The sequence below is a fragment of the Streptomyces sp. NPDC047130 genome (assembly GCF_040643475.1).
GTDB lineage: Bacteria > Actinomycetota > Actinomycetes > Streptomycetales > Streptomycetaceae > Streptomyces.
In genome coordinates this window covers 64,219-89,672 of the sequence record NZ_JBEYUK010000018.1, presented here as the reverse complement: position 1 = coordinate 89,672, position 25,454 = coordinate 64,219, and the positions used below count along the sequence as shown (strand labels likewise).

At 74.4% G+C, this 25,454-nt stretch carries 20 protein-coding genes; 7 read left to right on the top strand and 13 right to left on the bottom strand.

From position 1 onward, the window contains the following. Window positions 1-162: 162 nt before the first annotated feature. The 4 genes from infB to rimP all read right to left on the bottom strand — a co-directional run bounded on the left by infB (window position 163) and on the right by rimP (window position 5,303). Entirely contained in the window at window positions 163-3,207 is a 3,045-nt protein-coding gene (gene infB, locus ABZ836_RS21440; protein ID WP_361144417.1) for a translation initiation factor IF-2, read from the bottom strand. A 149-nt stretch (window positions 3,208-3,356) separates the two neighbouring features. After that, entirely contained in the window at window positions 3,357-3,665 is a 309-nt protein-coding gene (locus ABZ836_RS21435; RefSeq protein ID WP_356136281.1) for a YlxR family protein, read from the bottom strand. 145 nt (window positions 3,666-3,810) lie between these two features. Further along, window positions 3,811-4,803: a transcription termination factor NusA gene (gene nusA / locus ABZ836_RS21430; protein ID WP_361144414.1), complete on the bottom strand. Its 993-nt coding sequence runs from the start codon at window positions 4,801-4,803 to the stop codon at window positions 3,811-3,813. Between the two features lie 2 nt (window positions 4,804-4,805). Continuing rightward, complete coding sequence (rimP, locus tag ABZ836_RS21425) at window positions 4,806-5,303, bottom strand: ribosome maturation factor RimP (protein WP_356136277.1); 498 nt, start codon at window positions 5,301-5,303, stop codon at window positions 4,806-4,808. Between the two features lie 298 nt (window positions 5,304-5,601). On the opposite strand from rimP, the gene ABZ836_RS21420 reads away from it, so the two are divergent. The 3 genes from ABZ836_RS21420 to ABZ836_RS21410 are packed head-to-tail and all read left to right on the top strand — an operon-like array spanning window position 5,602 to window position 7,542. Beyond that, window positions 5,602-6,171, top strand: a complete 570-nt coding sequence (locus tag ABZ836_RS21420) for a hypothetical protein (protein ID WP_361144411.1) — start codon at window positions 5,602-5,604, stop codon at window positions 6,169-6,171. A gap of 18 nt (window positions 6,172-6,189) precedes the next feature. Further along, window positions 6,190-6,603 (top strand): ferritin-like domain-containing protein, encoded by a 414-nt coding sequence (locus ABZ836_RS21415; RefSeq protein WP_356136273.1) that lies wholly within the window; start codon window positions 6,190-6,192, stop codon window positions 6,601-6,603. Between the two features lie 33 nt (window positions 6,604-6,636). Next, window positions 6,637-7,542: an aminoglycoside phosphotransferase family protein gene (locus tag ABZ836_RS21410; RefSeq protein WP_356136271.1), complete on the top strand. Its 906-nt coding sequence runs from the start codon at window positions 6,637-6,639 to the stop codon at window positions 7,540-7,542. Between the two features lie 126 nt (window positions 7,543-7,668). Here ABZ836_RS21410 and ABZ836_RS21405 read toward each other — a convergent pair whose 3' ends face one another. From ABZ836_RS21405 to ABZ836_RS21375, 7 genes are all read right to left on the bottom strand, one after another. Then, window positions 7,669-9,363, bottom strand: a complete 1,695-nt coding sequence (locus tag ABZ836_RS21405; protein ID WP_361144407.1) for a proline--tRNA ligase — start codon at window positions 9,361-9,363, stop codon at window positions 7,669-7,671. A 103-nt stretch (window positions 9,364-9,466) separates the two neighbouring features. Further along, complete coding sequence (locus ABZ836_RS21400) at window positions 9,467-10,015, bottom strand: GNAT family N-acetyltransferase (protein WP_361144404.1); 549 nt, start codon at window positions 10,013-10,015, stop codon at window positions 9,467-9,469. Between the two features lie 263 nt (window positions 10,016-10,278). Then, the gene (locus tag ABZ836_RS21395; protein WP_361144401.1) at window positions 10,279-11,127 is read right to left on the bottom strand and encodes a GNAT family N-acetyltransferase; all 849 of its coding nucleotides are present in this window, start codon (window positions 11,125-11,127) and stop codon (window positions 10,279-10,281) included. A 128-nt stretch (window positions 11,128-11,255) separates the two neighbouring features. Further along, window positions 11,256-12,413: a flavodoxin-dependent (E)-4-hydroxy-3-methylbut-2-enyl-diphosphate synthase gene (ispG, locus tag ABZ836_RS21390; protein ID WP_356136263.1), complete on the bottom strand. Its 1,158-nt coding sequence runs from the start codon at window positions 12,411-12,413 to the stop codon at window positions 11,256-11,258. Window positions 12,414-12,587: 174 nt separating this feature from the next. After that, window positions 12,588-13,883: a site-2 protease family protein gene (locus ABZ836_RS21385; protein ID WP_356136333.1), complete on the bottom strand. Its 1,296-nt coding sequence runs from the start codon at window positions 13,881-13,883 to the stop codon at window positions 12,588-12,590. An 11-nt stretch (window positions 13,884-13,894) separates the two neighbouring features. Then, a complete protein-coding gene (gene dxr / locus ABZ836_RS21380; RefSeq protein ID WP_356136261.1) occupies window positions 13,895-15,136 on the bottom strand; it encodes a 1-deoxy-D-xylulose-5-phosphate reductoisomerase in 1,242 nt (413 codons plus the stop codon). Between the two features lie 90 nt (window positions 15,137-15,226). Further along, entirely contained in the window at window positions 15,227-16,669 is a 1,443-nt protein-coding gene (locus tag ABZ836_RS21375; RefSeq protein ID WP_361144397.1) for an aldehyde dehydrogenase family protein, read from the bottom strand. A gap of 241 nt (window positions 16,670-16,910) precedes the next feature. Between ABZ836_RS21375 and ABZ836_RS21370 the strand changes: the two genes are divergently transcribed. From ABZ836_RS21370 to ABZ836_RS21355, 4 genes are all read left to right on the top strand, one after another. Beyond that, window positions 16,911-18,965: an ATP-binding protein gene (locus tag ABZ836_RS21370; RefSeq protein ID WP_356136331.1), complete on the top strand. Its 2,055-nt coding sequence runs from the start codon at window positions 16,911-16,913 to the stop codon at window positions 18,963-18,965. 133 nt (window positions 18,966-19,098) lie between these two features. Beyond that, a complete protein-coding gene (locus tag ABZ836_RS21365) occupies window positions 19,099-20,796 on the top strand; it encodes a PucR family transcriptional regulator (RefSeq protein ID WP_361144394.1) in 1,698 nt (565 codons plus the stop codon). A 260-nt stretch (window positions 20,797-21,056) separates the two neighbouring features. After that, window positions 21,057-22,397 (top strand): 4-aminobutyrate--2-oxoglutarate transaminase, encoded by a 1,341-nt coding sequence (gene gabT / locus ABZ836_RS21360; RefSeq protein WP_361144391.1) that lies wholly within the window; start codon window positions 21,057-21,059, stop codon window positions 22,395-22,397. Window positions 22,398-22,785: 388 nt separating this feature from the next. Beyond that, window positions 22,786-23,460 carry a phosphatase PAP2 family protein gene (locus ABZ836_RS21355; protein WP_361144388.1) on the top strand — a complete coding sequence of 225 codons (675 nt, stop codon included), beginning with the start codon at window positions 22,786-22,788 and terminating at the stop codon, window positions 23,458-23,460. Here ABZ836_RS21355 and ABZ836_RS21350 read toward each other — a convergent pair. Then, window positions 23,447-23,902 carry a hypothetical protein gene (locus ABZ836_RS21350; protein ID WP_361144385.1) on the bottom strand — a complete coding sequence of 152 codons (456 nt, stop codon included), beginning with the start codon at window positions 23,900-23,902 and terminating at the stop codon, window positions 23,447-23,449. The two genes, ABZ836_RS21355 and ABZ836_RS21350, sit on opposite strands and share 14 nt — an antisense overlap. 132 nt (window positions 23,903-24,034) lie before the next feature. Further along, complete coding sequence (locus tag ABZ836_RS21345) at window positions 24,035-25,453, bottom strand: FAD-dependent oxidoreductase (protein WP_356136249.1); 1,419 nt, start codon at window positions 25,451-25,453, stop codon at window positions 24,035-24,037. Window position 25,454: the final 1 nt, after the last annotated feature.

The window sequence follows — 25,454 nt, the reverse complement described above, 5'->3', positions numbered from 1 at the left end:
GACGATTAATTACGGCGCCCCGGGCGGCCTCCGGGCAGCCCCCGCGGCGGCCCGGAGACTGTCCGAAGACCGCCCGGAAACCGCACGGGAGCCACCCGGAGGCCGCCCACACGCCGGTGGCCGGCGGTACCGAGGTACCGCCGGCCACCGTGAGCCGCTCCCTTACGAGCGCGGCTTCTCGCGCATCTCGTACGTCGCGATGACGTCGTCGACCTTGATGTCGTTGAAGTTTCCGAGGTTGATACCACCCTCGTAGCCTTCGCGGATCTCGGTGACGTCGTCCTTGAAGCGACGCAGGCCCTCGATGTTGAGGTTCTCCGCGACGACCTTGCCGTCGCGCAGCAGGCGGGCCTTGGTGTTCCGCTTGACCTCGCCGGAGCGGATGAGCACACCGGCGATGTTGCCGAGCTTGGACGAGCGGAAGACCTCGCGGATCTCCGCGGTGCCGAGCTCGACCTCCTCGTACTCCGGCTTGAGCATGCCCTTGAGGGCCGCCTCGATCTCCTCGATCGCCTGGTAGATGACCGAGTAGTACCGGACGTCCACACCCTCGCGCTCGGCCATCTGCGCGGCACGCCCGGCGGCGCGCACGTTGAAGCCGATCACGATGGCGTCGGAGCCCATCGCCAGGTCGATGTCGGACTCCGTGACCGCACCGACGCCGCGGTGCAGGACGCGGATGTCGACCTCCTCGCCGACGTCCAGCTGGAGCAGCGAGGACTCGAGGGCCTCGACCGAACCGGAAGCGTCACCCTTGATGATGAGGTTGAGCTGCTGGACCTCGCCGGCCTTGAGCACCTTGTCCAGGTCCTCGAGGGAGACGCGGCGCGTGCGCTTGGCGAACGCGGCGTTCCGCTCGCGGGCGGCGCGCTTCTCCGCGATCTGACGGGCCGTACGGTCCTCGTCCACCACGATGAAGTTGTCGCCGGCGCCCGGGACGTTGGTCAGACCCAGCACCTGCACCGGGGTGGACGGACCCGCCTCGGCGACGTTGGCGCCGCTGTCGTCGAGCATCGCCCGCACGCGGCCGTAGGCGTCGCCCACCACCATCGTGTCGCCGACGCGGAGGGTACCGCGCTGGACGAGGACGGTGGCCACGGCACCGCGGCCGCGGTCCAGACGGGACTCGATCGCGATGCCCTGCGCGTCCTGGTGCGGGTTGGCACGCAGGTCGAGCGAGGCGTCGGCGGTCAGGACGACCGCCTCGAGCAGGCTGTCGATGTTCAGGCCCTGCTTGGCGGAGATGTCGACGAACATGGTGTCGCCGCCGTACTCCTCGGCCACCAGGCCGTACTCGGTCAGCTGACCGCGCACCTTGGTCGGGTCCGCGCCCTCGACGTCGATCTTGTTGACCGCGACCACGATCGGCACGTCGGCCGCCTTGGCGTGGTTCAGCGCCTCGACCGTCTGCGGCATGACGCCGTCGTTGGCCGCGACGACCAGGATCGCGATGTCGGTGGAGCGGGCACCACGGGCACGCATGGCGGTGAACGCCTCGTGACCCGGGGTGTCGATGAAGGTGATCCGGCGCTCTTCGTCGTTGACCTCGGTCGCGACCTGGTAGGCACCGATGTGCTGGGTGATGCCGCCGGCCTCGCCCGCGATGACGTTGGTCTTGCGGATCGCGTCGAGCAGTCGGGTCTTTCCGTGGTCGACGTGACCCATGACCGTGACGACCGGCGGACGGACGACCAGGTCCTCCTCGTCGCCCTCGTCCTCGCCCCACTCGAGGTCGAAGGACTCGAGCAGCTCGCGGTCCTCCTCCTCGGGGGAGACGATCTGAACGGTGTAGTTCATCTCGTCGGCGAGGAGCTGCAGCGTCTCGTCGGAGACGGACTGCGTCGCGGTGACCATCTCGCCGAGGTTCAGCATGACCGCGACGAGCGACGCCGGGTTGGCGTTGATCTTCTCCGCGAAGTCGGTGAGCGACGCACCGCGCGACAGGCGAATGGTCTCGCCCTTGCCGCGAGGCAGCATCACGCCGCCGACCGACGGGGCCTGCATGGCCTCGTACTCCTGACGGCGCTGCCGCTTCGACTTGCGGCCACGACGCGCCGGACCGCCGGGACGGCCGAAGGCGCCCTGCGTGCCGCCACGGCCACCGGGGCCGCCGGGACGACCGCCGAAGCCGGGACGACCGCCGAAGCCGCCGCCACCGCCACCGGGACCGCCGCCACCGGGGCGACCGGCGAAGCCGCCGCCGCCACCGGGACGACCGCCGCCACCGGGACCGGCCGGACGGCCGGCGAAGCCGCCGCCGCCCGGACGACCGCCGCCGCCGGGACGGCCGGCGCCGGCCGGACCACGGCCGCCGGGGCCGCCGCCGGGACGCGGGCCCGCAGCGGGACGCTGCGGCATCATGCCGGGGTTCGGACGCGGGCCGCCGGGGCCGCCGCCGGGACGGGGACCGCCCTGCGGACGGGGCATGCCGCCCGGGGTCGGACGCGCGCCGCCCGGAGCCTGGGGACGGGGACCGCCGCCCTGGCCGGGGGCCTGCGGACGCGGACCGGCGCCGGGAGCGCCGCCGGGGCCCGGACGGGCGCCCTGCGGGCGGGGAGCCTGCGGACGCGCCATGCCGGCGTTGCCGCCGGAGGTGAAGGGGTTGTTGCCCGGACGGGGACCGGCCGGACGGGCGCCCGGACGCGGAGCCTGACCCGGACGGGGTGCCTGGCCGGGACGGCCGCCACCCTGGCCACCCTGACCGCCCTGACCCTGACCCGGGCCGGCCGGACGGCCGCCGGGCTTCGGGGCGCCCTGGCCCGGACGCGCGGCGGGGCGCGGCGCGGGGGCGGCGGGGGCGGGCGGAGCGGTGAACTCCGGCTGGGCCGGAGCAGCCGGCGCGGCCGGCGGCTTCGGGCCGGGCTTGGGGCCCGGGGTGGGGCGCGGACCGGGGGTCGGCGCACCGCCCGCGGGCTTCTCCGCCGCGGGCTTGGGGGCGGCCGGCGGCTTCGGGGCAGCCGGACGTGCCGCCTGCGCCGGGGACGGCGCGGGGGCGGGCTTGGGGGCGGCCTTCTTCGCGCCGGGCTTCGGGGCGGCCTTGCCGCCACCACCCTGCTGGAAGGCGTCAGTCAGTTTGCGCACAACGGGCGCCTCGATCGTCGAGGACGCCGATCGGACGAATTCACCGAGTTCCTGGAGCTTGGCCACGACGACCTTGCTCTCAACTCCGAACTCCTTCGCGAGTTCGTATACCCGGACCTTAGCCACTTCGCTCCTTTGAGGTCCGGGTTGGAAGCCGGACCGTCGCTACTTCATGGGCGTACTCATCGCGTACTCATCGAGTGCTCATCGCAATCTCGACCTGCTTTCAGACTCGCGAGGTACCTGGGCCGCGCGGCTTCTCCGCGCGACGCTTCTTACGTTGCCGCCGAATCGGCGACGGTCGTCCGCTCGACATGTCGGCGCAGTGCCGCCGTGTCGAGCACTCCCTGGGCGCGGAACGCCCGGGGGAACGCCTTGCGGCGGACCGCCTGGTCGAGACAGACCACGGCGGGGTGCAGATACGCACCCCGGCCCGGCAGCGTACCGCGATGATCGGGGACGCACTCGCCCTCGACCGCCACGATCCGCAGCAGCTCGTCCTTGGCCGCCCGCTCCCTGCACCCCACGCACGTGCGTTCAGGGCCGTGTTCAGGGCGCGCCTGGGTAAGCGTCCGGCCAGACACAGCTCAGTCTACCTCCCCGTACCGACACCGGCCCGAGCGGGCAGGCATCGCACGGTCGTCTCTGTCCTGATGTCAACCGTTGACACGGCTCAAACATTCCGTGCCGCAGGTCACACCCTGATTCCCGGTGGGGCCGGGCCCCGGTTCAGGCGCCCTGGCCGTCCTGCTCGGTGTCCGGACGGATGTCGATCCGCCAGCCGGTCAGGCGGGCGGCGAGGCGGGCGTTCTGGCCCTCCTTGCCGATCGCCAGCGAGAGCTGGTAGTCCGGCACCGTCACCCGGGCGGACCGGGCGGCGAGGTCCACGACCTCCACCTTGTTCACCCGGGCGGGGGACAGCGCGTTGGCCACCATCTCGGCCGGGTCGTCCGACCAGTCGACGATGTCGATCTTCTCGCCGTTGAGCTCGTTCATCACGTTGCGGACCCGGGCGCCCATGGGGCCGATGCAGGCGCCCTTGGCGTTGAGGCCGCTGCGCGTGGAACGCACGGCGATCTTGGTGCGGTGGCCGGCCTCGCGGGCGATCGCGGAGATCTCGACGCTGCCGTCGGCGATCTCCGGGACCTCCAGGGCGAAGAGCTTCTTCACCAGGTTCGGGTGGGTGCGCGACAGCGTCACCGAGGGGCCGCGGACACCGCGGGCCACCCGGACGACGTACGACCGCAGTCGCGTGCCGTGCTTGTAGTCCTCGCCGGGGACCTGCTCCTGCACCGGCAGGATGGCCTCCAGCTTGCCGATGTCCACGAGCACGTTCTTGGGGTCGCGGCCCTGCTGGACGACACCGGTCACGATGTCGCCCTCACGGCCGGCGTACTCGCCCAACGTCGCGTCGTCCTCGGCGTCGCGCAGCCGCTGCAGGATGACCTGCTTGGCGGTGGTCGCGGCGATCCGGCCGAAGTCGGACGGGGTGTGGTCGAACTCGCGGGGCTCCTGCCCCTCCTCGAGCTCGTCCGGGTCCTCCTTCGCCCACACGGTCACGTGACCGCTCTCCCGGTCGAGCACGACGCGCGCGCGGCGGCGGCTTCCCTCGGTCCGGTGGTAGGCGATGAGGAGGGCCGACTCGATCGCCTCGACCAGCAGGTCGAAGGAGATCTCCTTCTCCCGCACCAGGCCCCGCAGGGCGCTCATGTCGATGTCCACGGCTACGCCTCCTCGTCATTCGTGTTCTTGCGGCCGAACTCGACCTGGACCCGCGCCTTCGCGACGTCCGGGAAGGCGAGCCTGCGTGTGGTGGCCTTGCGGCCCTTGACACCCGGGACCTCCAGATCGAGGCCCTCGTCGTCGACGCCGAGGATCCGGGCGACCAGTTCGCCGCCCTCGGCGAGCTGGAACCTGACCAGCCGGCCGGTGGCGCGCACGTAGTGCCGGTGCTCGGTGAGGGCCCGCTCGGCGCCCGGGGTGCCGACCTCGAGGGTGTACTCCGCCTCGCCCATCGCGTTCGTGGTGTCCAGCTCCGCCGAGAGCGCGCGGCTCACATCGGCGATCCGGTCCAGGTCGGCGCCCGTGTCGGAGTCCACGGTGACGCGCAGCACCCGCTTGCGGCCGACGGTCTCCACCTCGATCTCCTCGAGGTCGAGCCCCTGGGAGGCGACGAGCGGCTCCAGCAGCTCTCGCAGCCTCTCGCTCTGGGTGGTGCTCATCCGGGTGACTCCTCGGCCGCGTGTGCTGTTGTGGGATGGGTCGCGTGTCAGGTCAAAGGGTATCCGGTCGCGGGGGGTGTTGCCGCCCACCGGGTGTCCCGCCCGCCGTGCCGCAGCACCGGTCGTCGGCGCGGGACTCGGACGCGGGTACGGTGATCACACATCTGTCGGCGGGAGTTGACGGGGTGACGGAACGTCACTTCGACCGGGCGGAGCCGTGGAGGTCCCGGCGAACCCGGCGGGAGCAGGTCCACGCCGACAGCACCAGGCACCCGCCACTCGACCGAGGACGCCCGCCGTGTCGTTGACTCCCCCGCGCCCGCGCTCCGGGCCGCGCCGAAGAACCCTGCTCGCCGCGGCGTCGGGAGCGGCGGCGGCGCTGCTCGCCGCCTGCTCCGCCGGCTCCTCCCCCGGCCGTCCCGACGCCGCGCGCACCGCGACCGCCGACGAGCGGGCCCTGCTCCGCGCCGCGGCGGACAGCGCCGAGCTCGCGGCCTCGTACGACGCGGTCCTGGCGGTCCATCCCGGGCTGGCCGCCCGGCTGACGCCCCTGCGGGACGCGGCGCTGCGGCACGCCGAGGCGTGCCGCGGCCAGGCCGGGCCGACGGCCTCGCCGGCGCCGTCCGGCCCGTCCTCCGCGTCGCCCGTCCCGTCCGGCCCTCCGTCGGGCTCGGCGTCCGGCTCCCCGTCGGGGACCGCGGTGCCCGGCGACGAGAAGGAGGCGCTGGGCTCGCTGGCGGGGGCCGAGCAGGAGCTGTCCGCGCGCCGCACCAAGGAGCTGGACGTCCTGGGCGGTGACGCCGCCCGGCTGCTGGCCTCGGTCGCCGCGGCCGGGGCGGCCCACGTGTACCTGCTGAGGAACGACTGACCGATGGAGGGGAACGGGATGAGTCTGGAGGCGGTTCAGGCGGCGCTGCGGGCGGAGCACGCGGCGGTCTACGGCTACGGGGTGGTCGGCGGCCGGGTCGGCGACGGGCGGCGGTCGGAGGCCCGTGATGCCTTCGAGGCCCACCGGGCCCGCCGGGACGACCTGGTCCGCGCGGTGCGGGACCTGGGCGGCGAACCGGCGGCCGCGGAGGCGGCGTACGCGCTGCCGTTCGAGGTGCCGGACGGCGACGCGGCGGTGCGCCTGGCCGCCGAGCTGGAGGACCGGCTGGCCGTGGTCTACGCCGAACTGGTGCGGTCCGGGCGGGGAGAGCGGCGCCGGGCCGCGGCCGACGCGCTGCGGGACGCGGCGGTCCGGGCGGCCCGCTGGCGGGGCGGCGGCGTAGCCTTCCCTGGGCTCGCCGAACGGGCGTGACCGCCGGCACAGCAGAAGGGGAACGACTCGCGCATGGCTTTCGAACCGCCGCCGCGCCTGGTCAGGGCACTGGCGGAGACCACCGGGGGCGAGGAATGGCTGCGCGGGCTGCCCGAGGCCCTGGACAGGGCCGTGGCCGCGCTCGGCCTGACGGTGGAGCGGGTGCAGGTGCCGGGCGGGCGGAGCTCGCTCGTCGTGCTGGTACGGCGCGCCGACGGCTCCCCCGCCGTGCTCAAGCTGATCCCGCCGCGCTCGCGGCCGGCGAGCGAACGGGCTGCGCTGGCGCACTGGCACGGGCTCGGCGCGGCGCAGTTGCTGGACGCGGGGACCGGGCCGGTCGAGGGCGCGCTGCTGCTGGAGCGGCTGAAACCGGACGTCTCGGTGCGGACGCTGCCGGAGGCCAAGGCGCTGCTGGAGGGGGCGGCGACGCTGCGGCGGCTGTGGGTCGAGCCGCCGTCCGACCACGTCTTCGAGACGGTGGAGGAGCGCACGGGGCGGCAGGCCGAGGCCATGCGGGCCGGTGTGCGGGGTCCCGACGACGAGGCGGCGGGGCTGCTGGACACCGCGCTGGGGCTGCGGGCCGAGCTGCTGGCCGACCCGCCGGAGCGGCGGCTGCTGCACGGCACGTTCCGGCAGAGCAAGGTGCTGGCCGGGGAGCGGATGCCGTGGCTGGCGGTGGGGCCGGACCCGGTGGTCGGTGAGTGCGCCTTCGACCTGGCACGGCTGGTGCGCGACCGGGTGGAGGACCTGGTCGCGATGCCGTCGGGGGCGGCGACGACGCGGCGGCGGGTGAAGAAGCTGGCGGAGTCGCTGGAGGTGGACCGGGAGCGGCTGCGGGGGTGGACCGTCTTCCGCGCCGTCGAGTCCGGGCTCCGGGCCCGCCGCGTCGGCCGCCTCCGCGACGCCGACTGGCTGCTCGACTTCGCCACCTGGCTCTGACCCCACGCGTCCGGGTCCGTCTTCGCCGCCGCATTCGGGCGCGCGTACGGCGCGAACGCGCGGCCCCGGGCCCCTGGCCGACGCGGTGCGGTCGGTCGGCGGGAGCCCGGGGCCGTGGGGGCGTGACTACGCGGTGAGGCGGGCGACGGCCTCGGCGACGGGGAGTTCCTCGCGCTCGCCCGTGCGGCGGTCCTTCAGCTCGACGACGCCCTCGGCCGTGCGGCGCCCGGCGACCAGGATCTTCGGTACGCCGATCAGTTCGGCGTCGGTGAACTTCACGCCCGGCGAGACCCCGGCGCGGTCGTCCACCAGCACCCGGACGCCCCGGGCGGCCAGCTGCTCGGAGACCTCCAGGGCCAGCTCCGTCTGGGCGGCCTTGCCCGCGGCGACCACGTGGACGTCGGCGGGCGCGACCTCGGCCGGCCAGCACAGGCCCTTGTCGTCGGCCGTCTGCTCCGCCAGCGCCGCCACCGCGCGGGTGACGCCGATGCCGTACGAGCCCATGGTGACCCGGACCGGCTTGCCGTTCTGGCCGAGCACGTCCAGCTTCATCGCGTCGGTGTACTTGCGGCCCAGCTGGAAGATGTGGCCGATCTCGATGGCGCGGTCCAGCTTCAGGCCGGTGCCGCAGTTGGGGCAGGGGTCGCCCTCCTCGACGACCACGACGTCCACGTAGGCGTCGACCTCGAAGTCGCGGCCGGCGACGACGTTCTTCGCGTGGGTGTGCTCCTTGTTGGCGCCGGTGATCCACGCGGTGCCGGGGGCGACGCGGGGGTCGGCGATGTAGGTGACCTTCTCCAGGCCCTGCGGGCCGACGTAGCCGCGGACCAGGTCCGCGCGGCCGGTGAAGTCCTCGGCGGTGACCAGTTCGACCGCGGCCGGCGCGAAGTGGGCCTCGACCTTGCCCAGGTCGACCTCGCGGTCGCCCGGCACGCCCACCGCGACGATCTCGCCGTCGACCTTGACCAGCAGGTTCTTCAGGGTGGCGGAGGCCGGCACGCCCAGCGAGGCGGCCAGCGTCTCGATGGTGGGGGTGTCCGGGGTGGGGATCTCCTCCAGGGCCGGCAGACCGGCGGCGTCCACCGGCCGGAGCGCGAAGGAGACGGCCTCGGTGTTGGCGGCGAACTCGCAGTTCGGGCAGTCGGCGAAGGTGTCCTCGCCGGCCTCGGCGGGGGCCAGGAACTCCTCGGACTTGGAGCCGCCCATGGCGCCGGCGGTGGCGGCGCAGATGCGGTAGTCGAGGCCGAGGCGCGCGAAGACCTTCTGGTAGGCCTCGCGGTGCAGCGCGTACGACTGGGCCAGGCCCTCGTCCTCGGTGTCGAAGGAGTAGGAGTCCTTCATCAGGAACTCGCGGCCGCGCAGCACGCCGGCCCGGGGGCGGGCCTCGTCCCGGAACTTGTTCTGGATCTGGTACAGGATGACCGGCAGGTCCTTGTAGGAGGACGCCTGGTCCTTCACCAGCAGGGTGAAGATCTCCTCGTGGGTGGGGCCGAGGAGGTAGTCGGCGCCCTTGCGGTCCTTGAGGCGGAACAGTTCCTGGCCGTACTCGTCCCAGCGGCCGGTGGCGTCGTAGGGCTCCCGCGGCAGGAGGGCGGGGAGCAGCACCTCCTGGGCGCCGATGGCGTCCATCTCCTCGCGGACGATCCGCTCGACGTTGGCGAGGACCTTCTTGCCGAGCGGCAGCCAGGACCAGACGCCCGCGGCGGTGCGGCGGACGAAGCCGGCGCGGACGAGCAGCTTGTGGCTGAGGACCTCGGCGTCGGCCGGGTCGTCGCGCAGGGTCTTCGCCATCAACCGGGACATGCGCTGGACCTGGGCCATGTTTGTTACTCCTGCTGCGTAAGGGTGATGGCCCCGAGGTTAGCCGGGCGGCGGGCGGCGGCGGAAATCGGTTTGCCCCCCGACGGGTGTCCGGGGCGCCCGCTCAGCGGTGCAGCGGCAGCGGCGCGCCCATCACCGCGTAGGGGACGGTGGCGCTGGGGAAGTGCACGCGGCGGGCGAGGTCGGCGTAGCCCAGGGCGCGGTAGAGGCGGCGCGCGGGGCTCTCGTGGTCGATGGCGGAGAGGATCGACCGGGGCTCGTCCGCGGTGTCGGTGATCGCGGTGATCAGGGCCCGTCCGATGCCCTGCTTCTGGTGGCGGGGGTGGACGTGCAGCTCGGTGATGACGAAGGAGTCGTCCAGCCAGTGGTCGTTGCCCAGGGCCCTCAGGTAGGGCTCGACGACGGTGGACCACCAGTGGGAGCGGTCGTTGGGCATGCCGTAGACGAACCCGGCGAGCCGTCCGTCGGGGGTGGTGGCGCCGAGGGCCCGGGCGCCGCGGAGGGTCATGTGGCGCTGGACGATCTGCCGGCGGACCGCGATCTCGTCCTCGCCGAGCCCGAACGCCTCCGCCTGCACGGCGAGCGCCTCGTCGACCCGCGACGACAGGTCGATGGGGGCGATGACCACGGGGCCGGAGGGGGTGTTCGGCATGTCGGGAGACTACCCGCTGACCGCCGGATGACATCCACCGGAACCGTCCCCGAAGCGGCCCCCGGAGCCGGAGCCGTCTAGCAATCCGGAGCACGAGCCGCCCCCGGACCCGGGCGGAGCCGTCTCCGAAGCCGGGGCGAGCCGTTCCCGAAGCCGGAGCGGAAGCCATCCCCGAGGCCGGGGGGAAGCCGTCCCCGAGGCCGGAGCGCGTACTGTCCCCGGGGCCGGGGGTCACGCGTCGGCGCGGGCGGCCGGGCGCCGGGTCAGAACAGCACGCTCATGAAGGTGCCGACCTCCTGGAAGCCGACGCGTCGGTAGGTGGCCCGGGCCGCGGTGTTGAAGTCGTTGACGTAGAGGCTGGCCACCGGCGCCACGTCGCGCAGCGCGTACCGCAGGACGGCGGCCATCCCGGGCGCCGCGTGGCCCTGGCCGCGGTACTCGGGGGCGACCCAGACGCCCTGGATCTGGCAGGCGTGGGGGGTGGCGGCGCCGATCTCGGCCTTGAAGACGACCTTGCCCTCGTCGTCGAGGCGGGCGAAGGACCGCCCGGTGGAGACGAGTTCGGCGACCCGCGCCTGGTAGAGGAGTCCGCCGTCGCCGGCCAGCGGGGAGACGCCGACCTCCTCGGTGAACATGGCGACGCAGGCGGGGAGGATGGTCTCCATCTCGTCCTTGCGGATCCGCCGCACCCGCGGGTCGGGGGCCAGATCCTCGGGCATCCGGTCGGTGACCATCAGCGGCTGCCGGGCGCGGACGTCGCGGGCCGGGCCCCAGTGGGGCTCGAGCAGCCGCCAGAGCTCGGACGTCGGTCCGGCGGGGCCCACGATGGAGGAGCAGCGCCGCCCGGCCCTGCGGGCCCGGTCGGCGAAGGCGCGCACGGCGCGGGGGGTGGCGCAGATGGGGACCAGGTTGGCGCCCGCGTAGCAGAGGGAGGTGAGGACGCCGTCCTCGTACCAGCCCCACATCTCGCCGCCGAGGCGCCACGGGTCCAGCCCGGCGACCCGGACGCGCGCGGCCACGAAGGCGTTCGTGACCGGCTCGCGGTCGAGGACCGCGAGCGCCGCGTCCAGGTCGTCGGGTTCCAGGACCCTGGTGGTCGTCTGCGTCAACACGGGGAGGGCCTCGCCATACGGATCTGCCGGTTTCCGCCACTGTACTTGCCGCCCGGCGGACGCGCCGCCGGGTCGTGCGGGGCTGCGGATCCCTCCCTGGTGCCCCGTGACGGGGCGGGGTATCCCGGTCAGCCGGCGACGGAGACGGTGGGCTCGCCGGAGGCGGCGCCGTCGGCCTCCATCTGCTCGGCCAGCTTCATGGCCTCCTCGATCAGGGTCTCCACGATCTTGGACTCCGGCACGGTCTTGATGACCTCGCCCTTGACGAAGATCTGGCCCTTGCCGTTGCCGGAGGCGACGCCGAGGTCGGCCTCGCGGGCCTCGCCCGGACCGTTCACCACGCAGCCCATGACGGCGACCCGGAGCGGGACCTCCATGCCGGTGAGGCCGGCGGTGACCTCCTCGGCCAGCTTGTAGACGTCGACCTGGGCGCGTCCGCAGGAGGGGCAGGAGACGATCTCCAGGGTCCGCTGGCGCAGGTTCAGCGACTCGAGGATCTTGATGCCGACCTTGACCTCCTCGACCGGAGGCGCGGACAGCGAGACGCGGATGGTGTCGCCGATGCCCTGGGAGAGCAGGGCGCCGAAGGCCACGGCGGACTTGATGGTGCCCTGGAACGCCGGGCCGGCCTCGGTGACGCCGAGGTGCAGGGGGTAGTCGCACTGCTCGGCCAGCTGACGGTAGGCCTCGATCATCACGACCGGGTCGTTGTGCTTGACCGAGATCTTGATGTCGCGGAAGTCGTGCTCCTCGAAGAGGGACGCCTCCCACAGGGCGGACTCGACCAGCGCCTCGGGGGTGGCCTTGCCGTACTTCTGGAGCAGGCGGCGGTCGAGGGAGCCGGCGTTGACGCCGATGCGGATCGGCGTGCCGTGCTCCTTGGCGGCCTGCGCGATCTCCTTGACCTTGTCGTCGAACTGCTTGATGTTGCCGGGGTTGACCCGGACGGCCGCGCAGCCCGCCTCGATGGCGGCGAAGACGTACTTCGGCTGGAAGTGGATGTCGGCGATGACCGGGATCTGCGACTTCCTCGCGATCACCGGCAGGGCCTCGGCGTCGTCCTGCGTCGGGCAGGCCACGCGCACGATCTGGCAGCCGGAGGCGGTGAGCTCGGCGATCTGCTGGAGCGTGGCGCCGATGTCGGAGGTCCGGGTCGTCGTCATGGACTGCACCGAGACGGGAGCGTCACCGCCCACCGCCACCGTTCCGACCTGGATCTGCCGGCTCTTCCGGCGCTCGGCGACCTTGGTCGGAACGGACGGCATGCCGAGTGAAATCGCAGTCATCTGCTGTGCAACCCCATGGTGTGATCAAGCTCGAGGTGTGTCGACACGCTCGAGGCCCCGGTCGGGCTCCGGGATCCGAGATTACGGCACTGCGCGAGGGCCCGGCACGCCCGCTCCGAGCAAATACCCCCAAGGGGGACCTCGCGGAGGAAACGGACGGCCGGGCCGCGGCGGTCAGGAGATGCGGACCGGGTTGACCACGTCGGCCACGCCCACCAGCAGCGTGAAGCCGACGAACACGGCGGCCACGACGTACGCGACCGGCATCAGTTTGGCCACGTCGAACGGGCCGGGATCGGGCCGCCGCAGAACCCGGGCGACGTTACGCCGGACGGATTCCCACAGGGCTCCGGCGATGTGCCCGCCGTCGAGCGGGAGCAGCGGCAGCATGTTGAACAGGAACAGGGACAGGTTGAACCCGGCGACCAGGGAGACGAAGAAGCCGACCTGCTGGCTGGCGGGGATGTCCAGGGTGAAGACCTCGCCGCCCACCCGGGCGGCGCCGATCACGCCCATCGGGGAGTCGTCCTCGCGGGGTCCGTCGCCGAAGGCGGCGTCCCACAGGGCGGGGACCTTGGACGGCAGGGCGATCAGCCCGTTGACGCCGTCCTCGACCCGGTCGCCCATCCAGACGACGGAGTCGCCGAAGTCCTGGCGGAAGATGCCGCTGGCGGGGGCGAAGCCGAGGAAGCCGGCGTTCACGTACTCGCCGCGGACCGGCAGGCCCCGGTCGTCCTTCTTGGCGACCTTGTTGGTGGTGATGTCGGCGCGCAGGGTGATCCGCTCGCCCTTGCGCTCGACCACCACCGGGACGTCCTGCTCCCCGGCACGGGTGCGGATGGCGTCGGAGAGGGCGTTCCACTCGCCGGTGGCCACCCCGCCGACCGAGAGGATGCGGTCGCCCGCCCGCAGGCCCGCGGCGGCCGCGGGGGCCGCCGGGTCGCCGTCCCGGCACTCGTCGCGGTTCTCGCTGGCCGCGATCACGCACTTCTGCACCGAGCTGACGACGTTGGTCTCCTCGCGGATGCCGAAGCCCATGAGGTAGACGAAGAACAGCGCGACGGCCAGGATCAGGTTCATGAACGGCCCGGCGAACATCACGATCACGCGCTTCCACGGCTTGCGCGTGTAGAACATGCGGTTCTCGTCGCCGGGCCTGATCTCCTCGTAGGCCGCCGAGCGGGCGTCCTCGATCATGACCCGCCAGGGCGAGGTGGACCGGGCCTCGACCCGGCCGTCCTTGCCGGGCGGGAACATGCCGATCATCCGGATGTAGCCGCCGAGCGGGATCGCCTTGATCCCGTACTCGGTCTCGCCCTTCTTCCGCGACCAGATGGTGGGGCCGAAGCCGACCATGTACTGCGGCACGCGGACGCCGAACAGCTTGGCCGTCGACAGGTGTCCCAGCTCGTGCCAGGCGATCGAGATCAGCAGGCCGACGAAGAAGACGACCATGCCGAGCACGAACATCAGGGTGGTGGTCATCCACGCGCCTCCGCGCTCGTCAGTTCCCGGGCCCGGGCCCGTGCCCAGGTCTCCGCCTCGAGGACGTCGGGCAGGGTCGGGGAAGTTCCCGCGGCCGGCGTGCCGTGCTCCTCGACCACCCGGACGACCGTCTCCATGATGGCGGGGAACGGCAGCCGGCCGGCCAGGAACGCCTCCACGCACTCCTCGTTGGCGGCATTGAACACGGCCGGGGCGGTTCCCGCGAGCTCGCCGACGTGCCGGGCGAGGTTCACGGCCGGGAAGGCGTCGTTGTCCAGGGGGAGGAACTCCCAGGTGGAGGCCCGGGACCAGTCGAAGGCGGGGGCGGCGTCCGGGACGCGCTCCGGCCAGGCGAGGCCGACGGCGATCGGCCCCCGCATGTCCGGCGGGGTGGCCTGGGCCAGCGTGGAGCCGTCGGTGAACTCGACCATGGAGTGCACGTACGACTGGGGGTGGACCACGACCTCGATGCGGTCGAAGGGGATGTCGTAGAGGAGGTGGGCCTCGATGACCTCCAGGCCCTTGTTGACCAGGGTCGCCGAGTTCACGGTGATCACCGGGCCCATCGCCCAGGTGGGGTGCGCCAGCGCGTCCTCGACGGTGACGTGCGCCAGCTCGGCCTTGCCGCGGCCCCGGAACGGACCGCCGGAGGCGGTCACCACCAGCTTGCGGACGTCGGCGCGGGTGCCGGCGGCGAGCGCCTGGAAGAGTGCCGCGTGCTCGGAGTCGACCGGGATGATCTGGCCCGGCTTGGCGACCGCCTTCACCAGCGGGCCGCCCACGATCAGCGACTCCTTGTTGGCGAGCGCCAGCGTCCGCCCCGCCTCGAGCGCGGCCAGCGTGGGGGCCAGGCCGATGGAGCCGGTGATGCCGTTGAGCACCGTGTGGCACGGCGAGGCGGCGACGTCCGCGGCGGCGTCGGGGCCCGCGAGGATCTCCGGCAGCGGCTCGGACCCGTACCGCGCGGCGAGCGCCTCGCGCAGCTCGGCGGCCTTGTCCGCCCTGGCCACCGCCACGGTCCGCACCCGCAGCCGGTGGGCCTGCTCGGCGAGCAGGTCGACCCGCCCGCCGGCGGCGGACAGCGCGGTCACCCGGAAGCGGTCCGGGTTGCGGAGCACGAGGTCGATGGCCTGGGTGCCGATCGACCCGGTGGAGCCGAGGATCACCACGTCCCTCGGCCCGTCGGACGGATCGAAGACGAGATGAGGGTCGGCGAGCGGGGCAGGGCTGTCAGTCATCCCCCCATTGTGGCCCCCGGCCACCCCGCCCGGAGGCCGCCCCGGTGTGATTCGGGGCGGCCGGCCGGACGGTCCGGGGCCGCCGGGTCCTCAGAGGGCGAGCCCGGTGAGCACCATGACGCGCTCGTAGGTGTAGTCGTCCATGGCGTAGCGCACGCCCTCGCGGCCCACGCCGGACTGCTTGGCCCCGCCGTACGGCATCTGGTCCGCGCGGTAGGACGGCACGTCGCCGATGATCACGCCGCCGACCTCAAGGGTGCGGTGGGCGCGGAAGGCGGTCTGCAGGTCGTGCGTGAAGACGCCCGCCTGGAGGCCGTACGGCGAGTCGTTGACGGCGGCGAACGCCTCCGCCTCGCCCTCGACCCGCTGCACGGTCAGCACCGGGCCGAAGACCTCCTCGCAGGAGAGGGTGACGCCGTCGGGCACGCCGGCCAGCACGGTCGGCGCGTAGGTGGCGCCGTCCCGGACGCCGCCGGTGAGCAGCTCGGCGCCGGCCTTCACGGCCTCGTCGACCCAGGACTCGACGCGCTTGGCGGCGTCCTCGCTCACCAGCGGGCCGACGTCGGTGGCGTCGTCGGCGGGGTCGCCGGTGACCTGGGCCTCGACCTTCTCCACGATCAGCGGCAGGAGGCGGTCGTACACGGCGGCGTCGGCGATCACCCGCTGCACCGAGATGCAGGACTGGCCGCCCTGGTAGTTGGAGAAGGTGGCGATGCGGGTGGCCGCCCACTCCAGGTCCGCCTCGCTCGCCCAGTCCGCGAGGACGACGGCGGCGGCGTTGCCGCCGAGCTCCAGGGTGCAGTGCTTGCGGGGCACGCTGTCGCGGATGGACCAGCCGACCGGGCCGGAGCCGGTGAAGGAGATGACCGGGAGGCGCTCGTCCTGGACCAGCGCCGGCATCCGGTCGTTGGGCACGGTCAGGACGGACCAGGAGCCGGCCGGGAGGTCGGTCTCGGCGAGGATCTCGCCGAGGACCAGCGAGGAGATCGGCGTCGCCGGGGCGGGCTTGAGGATGATGGGCGCGCCGACCGCGATGGCCGGGGCCACCTTGTGGGCGCTCAGGTTGAGCGGGAAGTTGAACGGGGCGATGCCCAGCACGACGCCGCGCGGGATGCGGCGGGTGAGGGCGAGGCGGCCGGTGCCGCCCTGGTCGGTGTCGAGCCGCTGCGCCTCGCCGGCGTTCCAGCGGCGGGCCTCCTCGGCGGCGAGCCGGAAGACGGAGATCGCCCGGCCCACCTCGCCGCGGGCCCACTTGACCGGCTTGCCGTTCTCGGCGGAGATCAGCTGCGCGATCTCCTCGGTGCGCTCGGTGAGGCGGCGCGCCACGTGGTCGAGGGCGGCGGCGCGGACGTGCGCCGGGGTGGCGGCGAACTCGTCCCGCACGGCGTGCGCGGCGGCGACGGCCTCCTCCACCTGGGCCTCGGTGGGGACGCTGACGGTGCCGACGGTCCGGCCGTCGTAGGGATTCGTGACGTCGAACGTCTCGTCGCCGGTGGCCTCGCGGCCGGCGACCCAGAAGGCGTGGGTGGTCATGCCCACCACGGTATGACGGGGTCCGCGAACGCCGACCTGGCCCGGTTGGAGCGATGGTCGCCGGTTTTACGCCACTTCGGCGGGGCGGGACCGTGAAGGAACCGCGGGACGCGGCCGCCGGGCCACTACATTGAGCCCCGGTACATGTGAACACGCGCCGCACTGGGGGCCCCACTTGGACACCGACGGTACGCAGGACACGCATCCGACCCACCCGCCGCGTCCCCGGCACGCCCCGTCGGTGGAGGCCGCCGGCACGGCGTCGTCCCCGGCCGCCGGCGGCGCCTTCCTGTCCTGGCTGCGCACCCCCCGCCCCGAGGCGTCGCCGGGCGTCTGGCGGTTCGGGCACCGGCCGCGCCCGGAGCAGGAGCCGGACGCCACGCCGACCCGGCAGCTGGTGACCGGTGCGGCGATCGCGTTCCTGGTCGGATGGCTGGTCTGGTCGCTGCTCTACAACGGCTACCTGGGCAACTGGTGGCTGTGGCCCTACTACGCCATGGCCCCGCAGAGCCTCACCCAGCCGCAGCCGGGTCACTACGGCGACCAGGTGTGGGCCTCGCGGCTGGCGAACGTGTACTACCTGCTGGTCGCCGGGCTCATCCTGGCCTTCGTCGCCCGGATGGGCCGCTGGCCCGAGCTGTGGCGCCGCGTCGGGCCGGCGGCCTGGCGGGCGAGGAAGCCGGCCGCCGCCCCGGCCGTCCAGGAGGACCCGGCGCTCTGGGCGGAGCTGCGGGGCGCGGGGTCCCCCGAGGCGGTGGCCGCCGCCGACCGGCTCGCCGCGGACGCCCGGGCCGGGCTGATGCGGGACATCGACCACGTCCGGCTCACCCGCGCCTGGCAGAGCGTGCGCGCCGGACGGCTGCCGCTGGGCACGTTCACCGACGCCGTGCTGCGGGACGGCGCCGCCGCCTGCCCGCACCCGTCCGGCGCCCGCGACCTCCCGGTGCGCACCGCCCGGCACGACCTGCTCACCGGTCAGGTGCGGGTGGGCGCCGCCGCCGACGACCCGCGCAACCCGTACGCCTACCGCGAGGCCGGGGTGGCGCTCGCCCCCGACCTGCTGGCCACCTCGCTGGTGGCGGTCGGCCCGGCCGGCGCGGGCAAGACCTCGTCCCTGATCCGTCCGGTGGCCGAGTCGCTCACCCTGCACGCCCTGGCGGGCCGCGCCGCGGTGGTGGTGGTCGGCACCGACGGGGCGGGGCTGGGCGCCACCGACGCCTACGACGTCGTGATCCGGATCGGCGACCCCGACTCCCCGCACGACCTGGACCTGTACGGCGGCGCCACCGACCCCGACGAGGCGGCGGCGGTGCTCGCCGAGGGGCTGGCCGGTGACCTCGCCGATCCGCAGGGCCCCGCGGAGGGCGGGCGGCGGGCGGCGACGGTGCTGGCCCAGTTGCTCGGCCCGTTCCGCGCCGTCCACGACCGGTTCCCGTCGGTGCCGGAGCTGCGGGCCCTGCTGGACGGCGACCCGGTCCCGCTGGCCGCGTTGCGCGAGGCGCTGGAGCGGGAGCCCGCGCACGGCTCGCTGGTGCGGGAGCTCGACGCGCGGGAGCGGCAGGCGGGGCGGCACGGGGACGCGGCGCCGCTGCTGGCCGACCGGATCGCGCTGCTGGACCGGCCGGCCTTCGCGGGCTTCTTCGACACCACCGGGCGGACCCGGCCGTTCTCGCCGCGGGCCCTGGACCATCCGGTGCGGGTCCGCGTCGACCTGCCGCGGCACGGCCACGCGGAGGCGTCGCGGATCCTGGCGCGGCTGGTCCTCGCCCAGTTCGCGGCGAGCGTGGCGGTCCGGCAGGACCGGTCGCTCTTCGCCTGCCTGGTGCTGGACGAGGCGGCCGGCGTGGTCACCGGGGAGGCGGTGCGGGCGGTGCAGCGGCTGCGGTCGGTCAACGCCGGCGTGGTCCTGGCGCTGCGCACGCTGGACGACGTGCCGCGGGCGCTGCGCGGGCCGCTGCTGGGGTCGGTGGGGTGCCGGGTGGCGCTCTCCGGGCTCACCCCGTGGGACGGGCAGGACTTCGCCGAGGTCTGGGGCAAGGAGTGGACCGAGGCGCGGGACGTCACCGACCGGCAGATCGTCGCCGAGACGCCGGCCGGGAAGGCGGTGCACGCCCTGCGGCGGATGATCACGGGTCACGCGCCCACCGCGCGGGCGGTCACCGTGCGGCAGGTCGAGCGCGAACGCTGGTCCGCCTCCGACCTGGCCCACGGCGTGCCCCCGGGCCACGCCGTCATCTCCTTCACCACCCCGACGGGGGACCACACCCCGCCACTGCTGACCGACCTCCGCGGGTGACGGGGAGTCGCCCGGCCGTCCCCGCCACTCCGACCGGGCCGGAACGGGCCGAGAAGGCCCGGTCGAGCCGGACAGTGCGGCAGAATCGAGGTGGGGACTGCTCCAGTCCGGCCAAACGTACGTCAGGATCATCATGCCGCCCACCCTCGCCTCACTCCTGCACCACTCCGCCCTCCGTCTCACCCTCCGGGCGGGCGAGGGGACCCGGCTGGACGTCCCCGTGCGGTGGGCGCACGTGAGCGAGCTGCCGGACCCCGTGCCCTACATGGAGGGCGGCGAACTCCTGCTGACCACCGCGCTCAAGGTGGACGCCGAGGACCCGGCGGAGGCCGACCGGTACGTGCGCCGCCTCGCCGGCGCCGGCGTCGTCGCCCTCGGCTTCGGGGTGGGGGTCAACTACGAGAAGACCCCGCAGCCCTTGGTGGACGCCGCCGCCGAGCACGGTCTCCCGCTGCTCGAGGTGCCGCGGGCCACACCGTTCCTGGCCATCAGCAAGGCCGTCTCCGCGGCCATCGCCGCCGACCAGTACCGCGCGGTGACCGCCGGATTCGCCGCCCAGCGGGAGCTGACCCGCCGGGCGCTGGGCGACGGCCCGGAGGGGCTGCTGGCCGCCCTGGCCTCCCAGGTCGACGGCTGGGCCGCGCTCTACGACGCGTCCGGCGCCGTGGTGGCCGCGGCCCCCGACTGGGCCGTGCGCCGCGCCGCCCGCCTCACCCCCGACGTGCAGCGGCTGCGCGACCGGCAGACCCCGGCCACCGCGGTGATCGCCGGGCAGGTGGCGGAGGACGAGCGGGGCGAGGCGGGCGGCCCGGGCGACGGCCGGGACGGCGGCCAGGGCGAGGACCGCGTGGAACTGCACACCCTCGGCACCGGCCGCCGGCCGCGCTCGGCCCTCGCCGTCGGCACCGCGGCCCCGCTCGGCACCGCCGAGCGCTACGCGGTGCACTCCGCCATCGCGCTGCTCACCCTCACCACCGAGCGCTCCCACTCCCTGCACGAGGCGGAGCAGCGGATCGGCGCCGCCGTGCTGCACATGCTGCTCTCCGGCGAGGCCCAGCACGCCCGGACGGTCGCCGGCGACCTGTACGGCGGGCTGCTGGACGCCCCGTTCCGTGTGGTCGTCGTCGACGGGCGCGGGGAGGAACTGCCCGCCGCGCTCGAGGCGGCCGCCGCGTGGGCCGGCGAGCCGGTGCTGGTGGTGCCGGAGGCCGAGCAGGGCCGGCTGGTGGTGCTGGCGGCGGACGGCGGCGCCGCGCTGGCCGCCTGTTCGGAGCAGGCGGCTGCCCTGGAGTCCGCCGCGGAGCGCGGCGCCGCCGCCCCGGCCTTCGGCGTCTCCGCCCCGGCCGGACCGACCAGTGTGGCCGCGGCGTACAAGCAGGCCGTGCAGGCCCTGGCGGTGGCCCGGCGTCGGGGCCGGGTGCTGGTCGAGCACGAGCACCTGGCGGCCGGCTCGGTCCTCCCGCTGCTCGCCGACGACGCCGTGCGCGCCTTCGCGGAGGGCCAGTTGCGGGCGCTGCGCGACCACGACGCCACCGGACGCGGCGACCTGGTGGCGTCGTTGCGCGCCTGGCTCTCCCGGCACGGGCAGTGGGACGCGGCCGCCGCCGACCTCGGCGTCCACCGGCACACGCTGCGGTACCGGATGCGCCGGGTGGAGGAGATCCTGGGCCGCTCCCTGGACGACCCGGACGTGCGGATGGAGCTCTGGCTGGCCCTCAAGGCCACCGGCAACGGCAACGGCAACGGCAACGGGACCACGACCGGGACCGGCAAGGGCAGCAGGACCGGCCACCCCGCGGGACAGGGCGGCAGGAACGGCCACGGCGGCTGAGCCCTCGCGGCCCCCCGCCCCGCCCCCCGCCCCGCCCCGCCCCGCCCCCGCACTGTGCCGCGGCGGACAAGGCGCCGCGCCGAACGCTCCCCCGTGGAGCATGCTCACCCCGCTCCGTGGGCCCTAGCCTGCGAGCAAGGAGGGAAGCGTCCGCCTGGCGGCAGAGCCGGCAGCGACACGACGGCAGAGCCGCCGGCGACACGGCGGCGAGCCGCAGGGCGACGACCCCCGACCGTCCGCACGACCCCAGGGAGTCCCCCATGACCGCATCCTCGCTGCCGCAGGAGCGTCGCCTCGTCACCGCCGTCCCCGGCCCGAAGTCGATCGAGCTGCAGTCCCGGCGGGCCGCCGCGGTGGCCCAGGGCGTGGGCTCCACCCTCCCGGTGTTCGCCTCCCGCGCGGACGGCGGCGTGATCGAGGACGTCGACGGCAACCGCTTCATCGACTTCGGTTCCGGCATCGCCGTCACCACGGTCGGCGCCTCCGCCGAGGCCGTGGTCCGCCGCGCCTCCGCCCAGCTCGCCGACTTCACCCACACCTGCTTCATGGTGACCCCGTACGAGGGCTACGTGGCGGTCGCCGAGGCGCTGGCCGAGCTGACCCCCGGCGACCACGCCAAGAAGTCCGCGCTCTTCAACTCGGGCGCCGAGGCCGTGGAGAACGCCGTCAAGATCGCCCGCGCGTACACCAAGCGCCAGGCGGTCGTGGTGTTCGACCACGGCTACCACGGCCGCACCAACCTCACCATGGCGCTGACGGCGAAGAACATGCCGTACAAGCACGGCTTCGGCCCGTTCGCCCCCGAGGTGTACCGGGTGCCGGTGGCCTACGGCTACCGCTGGCCCACGGGCGCCGAGAACGCCGGCCCGGAGGCCGCCGCCCAGGCGATCGACCAGATCGTCAAGCAGGTCGGCGCCGAGAACGTGGCCGCGATCATCATCGAGCCGGTGCTCGGCGAGGGCGGCTTCATCGAGCCGGCCAAGGGCTTCCTGCCCGCGATCCGCGAGTTCGCCACCGACAACGGCATCGTCTTCGTGGCGGACGAGATCCAGTCCGGCTTCTGCCGCACCGGCCAGTGGTTCGCCTGCGAGGACGAGGGCGTCGTCCCGGACCTGATCACCACCGCCAAGGGCATCGCCGGCGGTCTGCCGCTGGCCGCCGTCACCGGCCGCGCCGAGATCATGGACGCCGCGCACGCGGGCGGCCTGGGCGGCACCTACGGCGGCAACCCGGTGGCCTGCGCCGCCGCGCTGGGCGCCATCGAGACCATGAAGGAGCTCGACCTCAACGCCCGCGCCCGGCACATCGAGGAGCTCATGAAGGGCCGCCTGCGGGCGATGGCGGAGAAGTTCGACGTCATCGGCGACATCCGCGGGCGCGGCGGCATGATCGCCATCGAGCTGGTCAAGGACCGCGCGACCAAGGAGCCGGCCGCGGACGTCGCCGGCGCCGTCGCCAATGCCTGCCACCAGGAGGGCGTGCTCGTCCTCACCTGCGGCACCTACGGCAACGTGCTGCGCTTCCTGCCGCCGCTGGTGATCGGCGACGCCCTGCTGAACGAGGGCCTCGACGTCCTGGAGCAGGCGTTCGCCGCGCTCTGAGCACCGGCGGGCCCTCGGGGAGCGGTGGGACCCGCGCGCCGGGAGAGCCTGTGAAGAAGGTGTGCGGGGTGGATGTCGGGACGGGCGGGCGTCTGTCCCGCCCCCCGGTCGTGCCGTAAGTTCGGCAGGGATGAGAGACACCCTGCATCCGTGGTTCGCCGCGGATCGTCCGGGTCGGGGTTTCCCCAGCCTCGGCCCGACCGTGCCTCGCGCACGCCCGGAGACCTGACGCCTCCGGGTTCTCCTCACCGATCGGACGGCCGTCCGCCCCAAACCCCCCGGGGCGCACGGCACCCGGTCCGGACCGTCACTTCACGGCGGCCCTCCGAAGGGCCGGCACACATCCCCCCTTGTGCCGGCCCTTCGGCATGTCCGGCACCCTGGTGGCGTGCCGACCACTCCCCCGCGCCCCCGTCCGCGCCGCGCCGCGCCGCGGTGGCTGCCGTCCTCGCTGCTGCTGGTGCTGTTCGCCCTGGTGACCTGGCAGGTCGCCGTTGAGGGGCCGTTGGCGCGGGCCGACGAGCGGCTGGGGCGCGCGGTGATCGAGCGCTCCGGCTTCTCCGGGTTCCTCGCGGACCTCGGCAACGTGGAGGTGGCGCTGCCGGTGCTGGCGGCCGCCGCCGGAGTCGCGGCGCTGCGGGCCCGTCGGGCGGGGCGGGCGCGGTGGTGGGCCGCCCTCGCGGTGGCCGGCGGGGCGGCGGTGGCGGTACCGCTGGTGGTGGGACCGCTGCAGGCGCTGTTCGCCCGGCCGGGGCCGCCGCCGATGGCGCCGGACACGGGCTTCTACCCGTCCGGCCACGCGGCCACGGCCGTGGTCTTCTACGGGGTGGCGGCGGTCCTGCTCTCCCCCTGGCTCCGCCGGCGCGGCGCCCGGCTCGCCGCGCGCGGGACCGCCGCGGCCCTGGTCACCGGCACGGCGGTGGGGCTGGTCGTGCACGGGTACCACTGGCCCCTCGACGTCGTCGGCAGCCTCACCGCCGGCCTCGCCGCCCTCACCGCCCCCCGCGGACGCGGCGGGGGCCGGGGCGGGGCGGCGTCCGCCGCGGGGGTCAGTCCTCGGTGAGGTTCGCGGCGGCCTCGTGCATGGCGATCTCGAGGAGCGCGGGGTCGGTGAGCAGCCCCGTGCCGTCGGGCGTGACGAGCCACCGCACGCGGCCGGCGCCCCGCCGCCCGGGGTGCGGGACGACGATCCAGGTGCCCCGTCCCGCCGCCCGGACCCCCGTGCCGAGCCACCGCCCGGCCGTCCCCGGCGGGACGAGGAACCCGACCCGGTCCTCGTCGAACCCCTCCAGGACCGGCCCCGGCCGGTCGAGGCAGCGCCGCAGCACGTCCAGCGTGGCGCGGCCCAGAACGCCCGGCAGTATCAGCACGTCCCAGGCCCTGCCGGCCGGCAGCAGCGCCACGCCGTCGGCGCGCCGCTCCCACTCCCGCCGGCAGGCGGCCGGGTCGGGGGCGACCGCCACCAGCCATTCGACCGCCCGCCGCGCCGCAGCCGTCCCGTTCATCCGCGGACCTCCTCGTCTCCCGGCGTGCCGCCGGCCTGCGGCACCGTCCGGTGGGAGAGAGGAGGTCGCGCGCCGGTCATTACGCGACTTCGCCGCAGTCACCCTTTCGGGCGACCGCGCGGGCGACCGCCGTCAGCTGTCGAAGCCGAGTCCGACCCGGTCGAGCGCCCGGAGCCAGACGTTGCGTCTGCCTCCGTTGACGTCCGCCCGCGCCAGCGACCAGCGGGTGAGCGCGATGCCGGTCCAGGCGAACGGCTCCGGCGGGAACGGCAGCGGCTTGGACCGCACCATCTCCAGCGCGGTCCGCTCGGTGGCCTCGCCGTCCAGCAGGTCCAGCACCACCTCCGCGCCGAACCGCGTGGCGCCGACGCCCAGCCCCGTGTAGCCGACGGAGTAGCCGACCCGGCCCCGGTGCGCCGTGCCGAAGAACGGCGCGAAGCGGGAGCAGGTGTCGATGGCCCCGCCCCAGGCGTGGGTGAAGCGCAGCCCCTCCAGCTGCGGGAAGCAGGTGAAGAACTGCTCGGCGAGCGCGGCGAAGGTCTCGGGCCGGTTGTCGTACTCGGCCCGCACCCGCCCGCCGTAGCGGTAGACCGCGTCGTAGCCGCCCCACAGGATCCGGTTGTCGGCGGTGAGCCGGAAGTAGTGGAACTGGTTGGCGAGGTCGGCCAGGCCCTCCCTGCCGCGCCAGCCGATCGAGGCCCGCCGTTCCTCGGACAGCGGCTCGGTGACCAGGGCGTAGTCGTAGACCGGCACGGTGTAGGGCCGCACCCGGCGCAGCAGGCTCGGGAAGACGTTGGTGGCCAGGGCCACCTTGCCGGCCCGCACCGACCCGTAGGGCGTGGTCACGGTCATGCCCGCCCCCTGCTGCCGCAGGGACAGGCCGGGGCTGTGCTCGTGGATCCTGACGCCGAGCCGCAGGCAGGCCTCCTTCAGCCCCCAGGCCAGCTTGGCGGGATGGACCAGGGCGACGCCCCGGCGGTCGTACAGGCCGGCGAGGAAGGCCGGGGAGTCGACCCGGGAGCGCACCGCGTCGGCGTCGAGGAGTTCGACGTCGTCGGCGAGGCCGTGCTCCTCCATCGTGCGGTACAGCTCCCGCAGTTCGCCGACCTGGTGGGGCTCGGTGGCCAGGTCGATCTCCCCGGTGCGCTCGAACTCGCAGTCCAGGCCGTAGCGGGTGACGGTGTCCTCGATGGCGTCGAGGTTGCGGGCGCCGAGCTCTTCGAGGGTGCGGATCTCGCCGGGCCACCGGGAGAGCCCGTTGGCGAGTCCGTGGGTCAGGGAGGCCGCGCAGAAGCCCCCGTTGCGTCCGGAGGCGGCCCAGCCGATCTCCTTGCCCTCCAGCAGCAGGACGTCGCGGCCCGGGTCGCGTTCCTTGGCGACCAGGGCGGTCCACAGGCCGCTGTAGCCGCCGCCGACCACCAGCAGGTCGCAGGTGGTGGCGGCGGTGAGCGCGGGCTCGGCGCGGGGCCTGCCGGGGTCCTCCAGCCAGTAGGCGGCCGGTCGGGCCTCGGCGAGAGACTTGGTCCAGCGGTTCATGGCTCCAGGGGCCATG